Raw genomic sequence first — 13,309 nt, 5'->3', positions numbered from 1 at the left:
CGGAGGAGAAGTCACACAAGTAACTCATCAAAGATTGAAAGAAATCTAGTTGTGGAATAATTGGAGTTTATTAATTATGACAATATTCAATTAAATCGCCTATATCTTTTTTATTTAAAACTTTGGAAAATTTAATTCTATGATAATCAATTCCAAATTGTTCAATTTTAGTACTGTCAATCTTGTTTCTTTTATTTGTTAACCATTTTTTCATTACTAATGAATCAACTTGATACAATGCAGGTCCGGTAGATCTTGAGTTTTTTTTATGACACGCTGCACAATTTGAATTAAAAATCTCTTTTCCCTTTGTTTCATTTTCTGTTGAATCAGGATTTCCGCAAAATGCAGGCACTGGAATTGCGCAAATTGAATAGGCGGGTGATGCGTATGTTTTTATTTGATAAAATATGATTCCAATAAGCAGAATAATTAATGATATAAAAAAAAATAAAATATGACGGATTCTCTTCATTTGCCAAAGGATTCAGTTGGAATTTGGAATTTTAAAAAATTGGAATTTATTTCTTAATAAGCTGTATATATTTCCTCCCACATTCTGAAAGCTTAGTATACGAATTCATAGCATTTCCATAATTCTGAATCGTAAGCGTGTCTTTAGTATAACTGGCACCAATTCCTACTGGAATATCTGGCTGTTGAGAATTGGATTCAGAGTCAGCGATAGAATCATTGTCTTCTTCACGGCTAATATCACCCTCGTATTCATCCCATTCGATACCTTCTAAAACAAGAATTTTTTCTCCGGATTCGTTCGCGGTAAGATTGGCGATGCCTTTTAACTGGCGAAGTTTCGTTTTAAGAAAATAAGAATAACCCTTTTTTTCTTTGATAATTTCGATAGACATCACACACTCGTTACTATTGTCCGGTTCCGCTTGTGTTTCGTATAGTCCTTCAATAGATTCACTATCCGCGCTGGTTTTATTAAGAGTTCTTGTTTCAGAATTATTTTTCTCAACAACAGCTTCTGATTTTTTGCAAGATGAAATGAGCAAAATTGCGACCAATATAACCGTAAGTTTAGCGATATAATTCATCATTTTGAGCTTTTGTTTTGTGTCAGAATAAATTTTAAATAAACAAAACCAAAGATTCCGGAAAGTACCGATGCAATCAAAATGGCAATTTTAGAAAATACAATAACCTCAGGATCTTTAAAAGCCAAGAGTGTGATGAAAATAGACATTGTAAAACCTATTCCGCCTAACATTCCTGCGCCTAGAATATGTGCCCATTTTAAACTTTTAGGCAAAGCACACAATCCGGCAGTAACTCCAATCGAAGAAAAAAGTAAAATCCCCAATGGTTTTCCTATTACTAATCCTAAAATAATACCGTATGTATTAGGATGATTTAGCCCTTGATGCCAATCAGACTCGATCGCAATGCAGGTATTTGCAATAGCAAATAACGGTAAAATTACAAAAGCAACAGGTTTGTGTAAAAAGTGCTGTAGTTTATATGAAGATGATTTTTCTCCGCCATCTCCAAACGGAATTACAAATGCCAGAATAACACCCGTAATGGTAGCATGAACCCCTGAATTAAGCATAAAATACCACATGACAACTCCTCCAATTAAATAAGGAATCAGATTTTGAACTTTCATTCGATTCAAAATAAACAATAAACCCCATATTCCTAAAGCAATGGCAAGGTTTACAAAAGCAATTGTTGTAGTATAAAAAATCGCAATAACGATAATAGCGCCCAAGTCATCAATCACAGCTAAAGCTGTTAAAAATACTTTTAAAGATGCCGGAACTCTTTTCCCTAAAAGAGATAATATCCCAATAGCAAATGCGATATCAGTCGCCATAGGAATTCCTGCTCCGTTTTGAGTTGCAGTTCCAAAATTTAAAGCCAGAAAAATAGCGGCAGGAACCAGCATTCCGCCAAATGCAGCCATAATTGGCAACGAAGCATTTTTTATGCTTGATAATTCGCCATGGTATATTTCGCGCTCTAATTCCAGACCAATCAATAAAAAGAAAATCGTCATTAGTCCGTCATTGATCCAGTGCGTGATCGAATGTCCGCCTAAATCTTTTTCCCAAAAGGTAATATAAGGTACTTGAAAAGAAGAATTTGCAAGGTATAGCGATATAATCGTAACAAATAGTAAGAGTAATCCTCCTGATTTTTCGTTTTCAAAAAAGGCTTTAAAAGTCTTGGTTAGTTTCATTGTGGAGGGGGTCTGAAGATTTAAAAAAGAGAAATTTTCTCTATTTGTATTTATTCAAAGTTAAAAAAAATCTCACCAATAAAAAATTCAGCGCGTTTCTATTTGACTTTACAACATCTTACAATAAATTTTGATGCTTTTTACAAGCTTTATAATCGTTGTTGATTTAAGAAAAAACTTAAAAAAAATAATAGTATTTTCGTGCTTCTTAATAACCAAAACCACCTTAATGAACTATAAAATAGGTCTTTCCCGCGCTTTAATACTTTTTTTCATTCTAATTCAAATTTCCTGTAAAAAAGAAAACACTCAAAATGATGGAGAAATCTCTGAAAAAAGGCCCATTCCTGTAAGTATTGACAAAAACTATCAAAAGGATGAACCGATCGCCGGCAATGAAAAACTGAAAGTTAAATCAGTTATTCATTTTTCGAAAAAATACAATTCGCCCGAATTATGGCAATATAAATGGGATATGAAAACCGGATATCTTGAAGGTGTTCATGCGTTATCCAACGGAAATATGCTTTTCGTTATCGAAGAAAGCGATGAAAATCGTAACAATACTGCTGCTTATGTTTTAATACTTGATAAAGAAGGGAAAGAAGTAAAAAAGCAAAAACTGGCATTAAAACCTAGAACAAAATATGATCTTTTTACCACGCAGGTTGAAACAGATCATGGGGGCGGGTTTACATTATTTATCAAAAAAGAAGATCGAACTTTAACTCAGTCCGTTGAAGAACAAAGTGGCGAAGGAAGAATGCGCTATAACCTGAAAGAATATCATATCGATAAACTAAAATTTAATAATACTTACTCAGGTTATGAAACGGTTAGTAAATCAATGGAATCGTTATTTCTAAAATCTTTTCAGGAAAAAGGTATCTCATATATACCAACAGGTAATTTTTATGTTGAATATCTAAAAGGTAAAATCTTTGTTTATGGTCAGGTTGGAAAGTCTGAAATAGAGCAAATGCCTTTTGTTGCAGTACTGGACACTAATCTTAAGCTTATAAAGGTGAATGTTTTTGAGCAGTATGCAGATACCAAAATCGATAAAATAAAATTGAATAGTGATGGTGGTTTGTATATCGAAGGAACAGAAAATACCAGTGCCGATGGTTACTATTATGCAACAAATAAAAGATTTACAGTAAACTCAGATTTAAAAGTTACTACAGACAAGTCAGATAAAGAACCTTATGAATCTGTTTATCGCGGACCATCGGCACCTGAGGAAAGTGATGAAGAGGAAAGCGAAACAGAAACTTCTGCAACAGAAACTCAGGAATCTGTTGCTGAACCTGCAAAAGAAGAAACATGGTCGACCGTTACATTTTATAAAGACGAAGTAAAAAAGGAAACGTATAACTTTAAGCAAAAAGGAATGTTTTCGAATAAAATAATATTCGAAAAAACGAATTCAAATAATTCAGCTTTATGGCAAATACAATTTGTATTCCCGGATAATTACGAAGTCCCGTACATCAATAGTGCAGAAGGATTTAAGCGCGTCAATGGAGATTTTGTGTTTTGGTTGTACTTAACGGAAAAATCTAATGGAGATGAAAAACAAAGCGTGGCAATTTTCGTGATCAGTAAAGAAGGACGTCTAATTCGTCAGTTTCAAACACCGGGTTATCCTGCTCTTACTGAGTTTAGAATGGCAGAATCAAATGGTCAACTAACGACTGGAGTGATAAAATACGATTCACCATATGCGTTTTATTCCTTTACTTATCTTTTAGACTAATAAAAAAAGATTTGAATATGATTTGGTGATTTACATTTTTGTTCCATCAGTAATGGAAGAAAAATATAAAGAATTAGCCGTATTTTTGTTCCAATAAAAAACAACTACAATGAGCATAAAAATTCTGCATATCGACAGTAATAACCCAATTCTTTGGCAACAACTAGAAGAAGCGGGTTTTGAAAACCACGCCGATTTTAAATCTTCTAAGGAAGAAATCGAAAATAAAATTCAGGATTATAACGGAATCGTAATTCGAAGCCGTTTTAAAATCGATAAAACTTTTTTAGATAAAGCGGTCAATTTACAGTTTATTGCCAGAGTTGGCGCGGGTTTAGAAAGTATCGATTGTGAGTATGCCGAAACAAAGGGAATACATTTAATTGCTGCTCCGGAAGGTAATCGCAACGCTGTTGCAGAACATTCATTGGGGGTAATTTTATCTTTATTCAATAATCTAAACCAGGCTGATGCCGAGATAAAAGCCGGACACTGGAACCGTGAAAGCAATCGCGGTCACGAACTTGACGGAAAAACCGTAGGGATTATTGGTTACGGAAATATGGGGAAAGCTTTCGCGAAAAAACTTCGTGGTTTTGAAGTAGACGTGATCTTTCATGATATTTTAGAGAATATTGGCGACGAAAATGCCAGACAAGTTTCATTACAGGAATTGCAGCAAAAAGCCGATGTTTTGAGTTTGCATCTTCCGTGGACTCCTGAAACGGACAAAATGGTCAACACGAGTTTTATAAATGCATTTGCAAAGTCATTCTGGATTGTAAATACTTCGCGCGGTAAAAATATTGTTACAGCAGATTTAGTAGAAGCCATGAAGTCAAAAAAGATTTTGGGAGCAGGTCTGGATGTTTTAGAGTATGAGAAATTATCTTTTGAAACCTTGTTTCAGGATAAAAACACACCCGAAGCTTTTCAGTATCTTTTAGAAGCTAAAAACGTTTTGCTTACGCCTCATATCGCGGGTTGGACTTTTGAGAGCCACGAACGTTTGGCGCAGGTAATTGTCGATAAAATAAAGGCAGTGTACTCTAAGTAAGTGCAGTAAAAATGAACCCAGGCGGCTTGTATTATTTTTAGAGTTTTATAACGAGTTTTTTCTGTACAATTTCCAGGCGATTATTAGTTTTTAATATTAATTTTTAATAATATTGTTTCTAAATAAGGAGTAGCCGAAAATCCGAAGAGTAGGAATTAACCAATTAATTTTTAATAATAAAAATGGAAAATAATTTTAAAGAAACGTTTAATGATTTTAATGAACAAATTCCGGTATTTAAAGTAGATCCAATAATGGTATTGGTTTTCGGCTTTTTAACTTGTGGTTTATATTTAATTTATTGGAATATTAAAGTTGCAGAGGTTTTTAATGCTGTAGCTAAAAAAGAAGTTATTTCTCAGCCAATTGCAATTTTTGCAGGGTGTTGTATGCCGGTAAATATTTATTTTTACTACTTAGCAGGAAAAGAAGCATTGCCAAAAGTTTACGAAAAAACAGGTGAACTTCAAAAAGATCAATCTACTTTATTAATTGTGTTAGGACTTTTCTTTCCTATGGCAGCAGCAATGATTGTACAAGGTGATATCAACAGATTATACAAATAATAGCAGAGTAAAGCGTAAAGTTTACGGAATTATCGGTGCAGCAATTACACTGATAATTCCGTTTTTCTTGATGCTTAACAATCACAACGACCATTTAGAGACAGATCAGTCGTTTTGTCCTTTCAAAATGGTTACAGGATTTCCTTGTCCTGGTTGTGGTATAACAAAATCACTGGTGTATTTCTATCAGGGAGATATTTATAAAAGTGTTAGTTATCATATTTTAGGACCGTTTGTTATTTTATTTTGCTGGTTGACCATTATTATATTGACCACAGAAATTATAACCAAAAAAGAATATTTTACAGGACTTTTATACAATAGAAAATTGGCCTATAATATGGCTTATTTCCTCGCCTTTTATCATTTGATACGATTAGTTCTATTTGTTAGAAATAATTCTTTTGATGATATATTACACCAATCGATTTGGTTTTAAAACATAAAAAAAAACTCATAAGTTTCAGGCTTATGAGTTTTTTTATTTTATATAAGATTTATGTCTAATCTTCCTTCTCAGATAATTTACGTTCCAATTCTATTTGAAACTCTTCGATAACAGGTTTCATAGTGCTTTCAGGAATATCTGCGATTCTAATGTACATTAAACCATCTACGGCATTGTTAAACAAAGGATCGACGTTAAAAGCGACAACACGTGCATTTTGCTTGATGTATTTTTTAATTAAAACAGGCAAACGTAAATTTCCTGGTTCTAATTCGTCAATAATTTTATCGAATTTGTTTAAATCAGATTCCGCCTCATCAAAGATAAAATCTTTATCAGCATCTTTCAGTTTTACTTTATATGCTTTCTTTGGGTGAATGTATTGCGCGATATACGGATCGTAATAATTCGACTTCATGAACTCAATCATCAATGATTTAGAGAAATCAGAGAATTGATTACTAATACTTACTCCACCCAACAAATACTTATGCTCAGGATAACGTAAAGTAGTATGAATAATACCTTTCCACAACAAGAACAAAGGCATTGGTTTTTGCTGATATTCTTTGATAATAAACGCACGACCCATTTCGATCGATTTGTGCATCATATCATGCAATTCAGGTTCGAATCTAAATAAATCATTCAAATAGAAACCTTCAATTCCGTATTTAGGGTAAATTTCAGAACCCAATCCCATACGATAAGCACCAGCAATTTTCTTAGTATCCTCATCCCATAAAAACATATGGTGATAATACTGGTCGAACTGGTCTAAGTCGATAGATTCATTGGTTCCTTCACCCACTTCACGAAAAGTGATTTCGCGCAAACGGCCAATTTCGTGCAGGATATTCGGTATAGATTTCGCTCTTGCAAAAAATACTTCGTAATTTTTACTTTGTAATAAACGGCAATCGCTGTTTCTTAACGCATTAACTTCGTCAATCATTTTTGATTCACTTGCCGGCGTTACGATTTTTTTAGGCGCTTTTGGTATTTTTAAACTTGCTGTGTCCAATAATTTATGGTCCTTTTCGAAAGGATTGGCCAGCATATACGTCTTCTTTCTTAAAAATTCAGAGTATTCTTCAAACGATTCAATTTCGTTTTGCTCGTTTACAGAAATTGGTTTACCAATACGTACCTTAATTACACGGTCTTTTTGCGTAAGCAATTCCGATGGTAATTTTGCAGTTCTTAAAGTGTCATCAATTTTAGACAACCAATAAAACAATCTACTGTTTTTAGCATGAAAATAAATAGGTACAACCGGAACTTTAGCCTTTCTAATCAATTTTAGAGCGCCTTCTTCCCATGGTTTGTCTACTACTAATTTTCCGTCTCTGTAAGTCGAAACTTCCCCGGCAGGGAAAATTCCTAACGGTTTTCCGTCACTTAAATGACGCAAAGTCTCTTTAATTCCAACTACGCTCGATTTGGCATCCTTATGATTCTCAAAAGGATTCACCGGCATGATGTATTTTTTTAGCGGAACAATGCGGTGTAATAAAAAGTTAGCGATGATCTTGAAATTTGGTTCTCTTTCGAGCATTAATTTCAATAGCAAAATACCATCAATTCCTCCAAGCGGATGATTTGAAATGGTAATATAAGCGCCATCTTTAGGCAAACGTTTTAAATCTTCTTCCGGAATTTCGAATTTAATTTGCAATTCATCCAATACTCCGTTCAAAAACGCAACGTCTTCTAAATGTTTATTATGATCGTAAATTTTATTAAGGGTAGAAATTTTAAGGACCTTCATGAGAATCCAGCCTGAAAAAGTACCAAGAACTCCGTACTTCTCAACATTTATTGCCTTTGCAACTTCTTTCGCGGTAACTAAACCCATGTACTATTTTTAATTTATTAGAGCAGCGAACAAAGATAACAAAAAAGTCTACTTTTCGTTGTTTCCAACATAAACTTTCCACTTTTTTATTACATTTGAAATCCAAAAAAAAACACTAATGAAAATTATTTCTTATAATGTAAACGGAATACGTGCCGCAATAACTAAAGGCTTCATCGAATGGTTGCAACACGCTAATCCGGATGTTATTTGTCTTCAGGAAATAAAAGCCACCGAAGAGCAAATTCCTGTAAATGATATTACTGCTGCAGGTTACCCATATCAATATTATTATCCCGCTACCAAAAAAGGGTATAGCGGAGTGGCGATTTTATCTAAAATAAAACCCAATAATGTGGTGTACGGAACCGGAATTCAACATATGGATTTCGAAGGACGTAACCTTCGTGCCGATTTCGACGATTGTTCAGTAATGAGTTTATACCTTCCGTCAGGAACCAATATCGAACGTTTAGACCATAAATTTATGTTTATGGATGACTTTCAAACCTATGTTAACGAGCTAAAGCTAACAATACCTAATTTAATCATTTGTGGCGATTATAATATTTGCCACGAAGCCATAGATATTCACGATCCTGTTCGTAACAAAACGGTTTCAGGATTCTTACCCGCAGAACGCGCCTGGCTTGACGCATTTATGAAATCTGGTTTTGTCGACAGTTTCCGTCATTTCAATAAAGATCCGCATCATTATTCATGGTGGAGTTACCGCGCCGGAGCCAGAGGAAACAACAAAGGCTGGCGTATCGATTACAATTTGGTAAGCGACTCTTTGCAGCATCGATTAAAACGCGCCGTAATACTTCCGGATGCCGTACATTCAGATCATTGCCCGGTTTTAGTCGAAATCGAGTAAACTTTGGTATTGTTCTTGTTGAGAGAATAGCGGGTTTTAGTACAAGTATTATCTAGCTATTTTGGAATTTGGATTTTATCCTGAGGCTTCGGGATTGAAAATTTAATTTTAAGGAGCTATTTCCTGCTGTCCACTATATCTTTTGTGGCGAACCCCGCCACAAAAGGATGCCGCTCCCATCAGGGCTAGGGCTCACCGTTAAACAAGAAATTCTGAATTATTAATGCGCCCCAAAAATAAAAACCAAAAAGTAATATGATTAAAAAGGCCTCCATCGGATTACTAGTTGTAGCAATGTCTATGACTTCATGCGTATCCAAGAAAATTTACAACGATCTTGAAACAAAATATTCAGATCTTAAAAAAGAAAACCGTTCAATCGCAGATCAAAACGCCGATTTACAAAAAGCAAAAAATGAACTGGAATTAGAACGCGATAAATTAACAAAAGATCTTAGTGCTACAAAAGACGATCTTGCCAAACAAAAAGCAGATCTTGCAGCTGCACAAAATAAATTCAAAGTTTTGCAGGATTCATACAATGCATTAGAGAAAAACAGCAACGATGCATTAGAGAAAAACATGGCTAAAAACCGTGAATTGTTAGCACAACTAGAAGCAAAATCAAAAAAACTAGCCGAAGAGCAAGCAAGCCTGGATAAAACAGCAAGCCGATTAAACGAACTTGAAGCCATGATTGCAGCCAAAGAAGAGGCAATGAAAAAACTAAAAGAAACTTTATCTAAAGCCCTAAACGGTTTCGAAGGTAAAGGTCTTACAGTAGAACAAAAAAACGGAAAAGTATATGTTTCTATGGAGAACAAATTACTTTTTAACTCAGGAAGCTGGGCCGTTGGAACCGAAGGTAGAAAAGCCGTTGTAGAATTAGGAAAAGTATTAGGAGACAATCCGGATCTTTCAGTTCTTATCGAAGGTCACACAGATGATGATCCGTATGCAGGTTCAGGACCAACTGCAAACAACTGGGATTTATCGACCAAAAGAGCGACAGCAATTGTAAATATCTTAAGCGAAAACGCTAAAATCAACAAACAAAAACTAACAGCAGCAGGCCGTAGCGAATTTTCTCCACTTGCAAGCAATGCAACTCCGGAAGGAAAAGCCAAAAACCGTAGAATCGAAATCATCCTAACACCAAGATTAGATGAAATCGCTGAAATGTTGAATAGTATAAACTAAGTTGCTAAGACACTGAGGTGCTAAGGTTCTAAGTTTTTTATTAAAAGGCTCAAAGTTTTACTTTGAGCCTTTTTTTGTAAAATCCAAATTGAATTCAATTTAAGTCCTATCGGGGTAACATTTATATTAGATAAATATACCGCTCCGCTGGAGCTTTATTGCCGGGTTTTAATGGTTGCTATAAATATATCGCTCCTCTGGAGCTATATTGGATATTTAATTACGATTTTAAAATCTAAATTGAATTCAATTTAAGTCCCATCGGGACAACATATTTATAGAAAAAAACCATTTTTTTTCAGAGAAGCCCCAGCGGGGTGACATCTATATTGTAGAGATCTATTACTCGTGGAGTTGTATAAAGTCTTATTATTTTTTTAACTTTTGTACAATTTTCATTTGAAAAATCCCGTCGTATCTTTGAGTTTTATAATTCAAAAGCTGTAAACTTAGAATCTTAGTTCCTTAGAAACTTAGCAACTCAAAAAAAATGAAATACACGACACTACCCAACACCGACATAAAAGTTAGTAAAATAAATCTCGGAACAATGACTTTCGGGCAGCAAAATACCGAAGCAGAAGGACATCAACAAATGGATTATGCACTTGAAAGAGGCGTTAACTTTTTTGATACTGCAGAGATGTATTCTGTTCCAGCAAATGAAGCCACTTACGGAAGTACCGAGAAAATTATAGGAACATGGTTTAAAAAAACCGGAAATCGCGAAAAAGTAGTTTTGGCCTCTAAAATTGCAGGTCCAAACCCTAATTTTACCTACATGCGTGAGAAAGTCGATTTCTCTCCGGAAAGTATAAAATACGCTTTAGAAAATAGCTTAAAACGTCTTCAGACAGATTATATCGATTTGTACCAAATGCATTGGCCGGAACGACCAACTAATTATTTCGGACAACGCGGTTTTAAAAATCATGATGCGGAATGGGAAGATAATTTTAGAGAAACCCTTGAAACTTTTGACGGATTAATCAAAGAAGGGAAAATAAAACACATTGGTGTTTCTAACGAAAACGCCTGGGGAATGATGCGTTTTCTGGAAGAAAGCAAATATCAAAACCTGCCAAGAATCAAAACCGTTCAAAATCCCTATAATTTATTAAATCGCCTTTTTGAAGTAGGTTCTGCCGAAATTTCTAAATATGAAAATGTCGGTTTATTGGCGTATTCGCCTTTAGCTTTTGGAGTTTTAACGGGTAAATTTTTAACCGGAGAAGCACATCCAAATGCGAGAATCAATCTTTTCCCACAATATACACGTTACAATAGCGATCAATGTACGCAAGCCACAAGATTGTATCAGGAAATTGCTAAAAAGCATGGCCTGACATTAACAGAACTTGCCATGGGATTTGTTTTGCAACAACCGTTTTTAACAAGTGCTATTATTGGTGCAACCACAATGGAACAACTAAAAGAAAATATCGACACGGTAGATGTATTCTTATCAAAAGAAATTTTAACTGAGATTGCAGCTGTTCAGGCGATTATTCCAGATCCTGCGCCTTAATTATAAAATAAACTTCAGTGAAACCTTGACAAAAGGGTTTTAAATAAAAATAAATTCCACCAATTAACACAGAGTAATCCGTGAAAATTGGTGGAATTTGTGTTTGAATTCTATTCCTAATTATAAATTTAAATTCTGATCTTTAGGATATTTAACTCTGTAACTAATTCTGAATTTCTTGTTTTCATTTGGTTTCAGTTGTAATTGCCAGGTTAATATTCCGGTTTCAGTATTTACTTTTGCACCGTCACTTTGCAGTAATTCTACCTCAATTTCTTTATTGGTACTTAATGGATACTGATCCTTCAATAGCAATTCAACTGCTTCCTTTTTATTGTTTCTTACTGTAATATCAAAAGTAAAAGTCTGTTCTTTTTTGGTCGATAAAAATTTAGTTCCTGATTTATCCGCCACTTTTTCTCTTTTTATCGAAACCTTTTTATCACGTCCCATACTCAGATTCAAAGTGTCACTAGTTTGATTCGGCTCAATAAAAGTTTTACCAACATACATGCCTTCAAAAATAATATTAGCCTCGCCTCTTAATAAATTGTATTTACTGTAATCTGCAATTTCTGCCAATAGGAAAGCTTCGTTTTCTACTCTTGGTGCAGCATAATATTTATAAGATGCAGGTAATTTTATTTCTTTTAAAGAAACGCTATGAACTTTTCCGTTTGATAAAATATCGTAAGGAATATCAATATCAAACGAAACATTCAATTGGTTTTCTTCGACAGTTGTATAATCTGAAACAGATGATTTTTTCATTATAGGTGCCGCACTTACAACAACTTCCTTCAAATCGTCGCTTTGTACAGTAAGTCCCGCAACTCGTCCTTGCAACTGATTCATTTTATTTCTTTGCATTCCGTAGCCATTTTGAATAGCATTATCTCTCAAAAACCATGAGCTTAACATTGGTGCCTGGTTATTTTGGTTCGGCGTACCACTTGACAAAGTAAGTTTTACTTTTTTCCAGTCAATTCCGGTATTCTGAACAACTTGTGCTTTGTACATCATATTGATTGGAGACGTAACATTTTCGGCGCGTAAATCATAAAAAGGAGTCCAGGAAGCATTATTTGTTAAATAAGAAATATCCAACGGAACTATCCCTGCAACATCATTCATAATCTGAATAATTAATTTGCCTGATGACGTTTTTTCTTCCTTATTAGTATTGATTTCAAGCTTGCTTTGCAATTTATAAAGTAAATCATTCAGTTTTTGTTGTTTTTCTGAAAGACTGTTAATGTTATTGGCAATCTCGATTTGCTTGTTTTTGTAATAGTCCACCATTTTTATTAATTCAGTTACATTCAAACCTGAATTTACGCCTGAAATTTGCTGATTTTTATCTAAAAGCTGTATTGTTTTATTTTCAGAGTTGATAGTATTATTTACTTTCTGGATTTCTTTTTGTACGATTACAATACTATCTCTAACTCGTTTTAATTCAGGAGATTTTGTATCAGCATCATATTCTGAAATATAATTATTGATAAACTGAACCGAAAGAACTGTAACTGTAGATGGAGATCCTATTTGTATTGAACTTTCATTTAGATTTACTGCGACATTTTTTATTATAATTTCGCTCGTTCCTGCGGGTAAATTTGCAGTTGCTGTTTGGGAAATTTCGGCAGCATTAAAATATACTGTTGCCGCTTTTACTTTTGCAGTTGTAAAAATTGGTTTTTGTGCAAAGGCAAAAATGCCTAACAATAATAATAGCGATGTTACTTGTTTTTTAATCATCAGAGTATAATTTAAAGTGTTATTATAAAAGTATAGATAACAA

At 34.1% G+C, this 13,309-nt stretch carries 12 protein-coding genes; 7 read left to right on the top strand and 5 right to left on the bottom strand.

Features of this window, described 5'->3' with window-relative positions; translation table 11 throughout:
- Positions 1–70: 70 nt before the first annotated feature.
- Genes FLACOL7796_RS03260 through nhaA form a run of 3 tightly spaced genes read right to left on the bottom strand, consistent with a single transcriptional unit; the run spans position 71 to position 2,209 of the window.
- A complete protein-coding gene (locus FLACOL7796_RS03260) occupies positions 71–475 on the bottom strand; it encodes a cytochrome c (RefSeq protein WP_173969401.1) in 405 nt (134 codons plus the stop codon).
- A gap of 46 nt (positions 476–521) precedes the next feature.
- Positions 522–1,064 (bottom strand): hypothetical protein, encoded by a 543-nt coding sequence (locus FLACOL7796_RS03255; RefSeq protein ID WP_232067276.1) that lies wholly within the window; start codon positions 1,062–1,064, stop codon positions 522–524.
- Positions 1,061–2,209: a Na+/H+ antiporter NhaA gene (gene nhaA, locus FLACOL7796_RS03250; RefSeq protein ID WP_173969400.1), complete on the bottom strand. Its 1,149-nt coding sequence runs from the start codon at positions 2,207–2,209 to the stop codon at positions 1,061–1,063. Before nhaA ends, FLACOL7796_RS03255 begins: the two co-directional genes overlap by 4 nt.
- 229 nt (positions 2,210–2,438) lie before the next feature.
- Between nhaA and FLACOL7796_RS03245 the strand changes: the two genes are divergently transcribed.
- The 4 genes from FLACOL7796_RS03245 (at position 2,439) to FLACOL7796_RS03230 (ending at position 6,030) form a co-directional block, all read left to right on the top strand.
- Positions 2,439–3,968 (top strand): hypothetical protein, encoded by a 1,530-nt coding sequence (locus FLACOL7796_RS03245; protein ID WP_173969399.1) that lies wholly within the window; start codon positions 2,439–2,441, stop codon positions 3,966–3,968.
- Positions 3,969–4,077: 109 nt separating this feature from the next.
- Positions 4,078–5,025 (top strand): 2-hydroxyacid dehydrogenase, encoded by a 948-nt coding sequence (locus tag FLACOL7796_RS03240; protein ID WP_173969398.1) that lies wholly within the window; start codon positions 4,078–4,080, stop codon positions 5,023–5,025.
- A 182-nt stretch (positions 5,026–5,207) separates the two neighbouring features.
- Complete coding sequence (locus FLACOL7796_RS03235) at positions 5,208–5,591, top strand: DUF4234 domain-containing protein (RefSeq protein WP_173969397.1); 384 nt, start codon at positions 5,208–5,210, stop codon at positions 5,589–5,591.
- Positions 5,566–6,030 (top strand): DUF2752 domain-containing protein, encoded by a 465-nt coding sequence (locus FLACOL7796_RS03230; protein WP_173969396.1) that lies wholly within the window; start codon positions 5,566–5,568, stop codon positions 6,028–6,030. The genes FLACOL7796_RS03235 and FLACOL7796_RS03230 overlap by 26 nt, the downstream gene beginning before the upstream one ends.
- A 64-nt stretch (positions 6,031–6,094) precedes the next feature.
- On the opposite strand, the gene FLACOL7796_RS03225 is transcribed toward FLACOL7796_RS03230, so the two are convergent.
- Positions 6,095–7,897, bottom strand: a complete 1,803-nt coding sequence (locus FLACOL7796_RS03225) for a GNAT family N-acyltransferase (RefSeq protein WP_173969395.1) — start codon at positions 7,895–7,897, stop codon at positions 6,095–6,097.
- 118 nt (positions 7,898–8,015) lie between these two features.
- Here FLACOL7796_RS03225 and FLACOL7796_RS03220 point away from each other — a divergent pair, with 118 nt between their 5' ends.
- From FLACOL7796_RS03220 to FLACOL7796_RS03210, 3 genes are all read left to right on the top strand, one after another.
- Positions 8,016–8,777: an exodeoxyribonuclease III gene (locus FLACOL7796_RS03220; protein ID WP_173969394.1), complete on the top strand. Its 762-nt coding sequence runs from the start codon at positions 8,016–8,018 to the stop codon at positions 8,775–8,777.
- 255 nt (positions 8,778–9,032) lie between these two features.
- Positions 9,033–9,977 (top strand): OmpA family protein, encoded by a 945-nt coding sequence (locus FLACOL7796_RS03215; RefSeq protein ID WP_173969393.1) that lies wholly within the window; start codon positions 9,033–9,035, stop codon positions 9,975–9,977.
- A 490-nt stretch (positions 9,978–10,467) separates the two neighbouring features.
- Positions 10,468–11,505, top strand: a complete 1,038-nt coding sequence (locus FLACOL7796_RS03210; RefSeq protein ID WP_173969392.1) for an aldo/keto reductase — start codon at positions 10,468–10,470, stop codon at positions 11,503–11,505.
- Positions 11,506–11,625: 120 nt separating this feature from the next.
- On the opposite strand, the gene FLACOL7796_RS03205 is transcribed toward FLACOL7796_RS03210, so the two are convergent.
- The gene (locus FLACOL7796_RS03205) at positions 11,626–13,266 is read right to left on the bottom strand and encodes a DUF4139 domain-containing protein (protein ID WP_173969391.1); all 1,641 of its coding nucleotides are present in this window, start codon (positions 13,264–13,266) and stop codon (positions 11,626–11,628) included.
- Positions 13,267–13,309: the final 43 nt, after the last annotated feature.

This window comes from Flavobacterium bizetiae (assembly GCF_902804475.1).
GTDB classification, from domain to species: Bacteria; Bacteroidota; Bacteroidia; order Flavobacteriales; family Flavobacteriaceae; genus Flavobacterium; species Flavobacterium bizetiae.
This window is presented reverse-complemented; position numbering and strand designations above follow the sequence as displayed.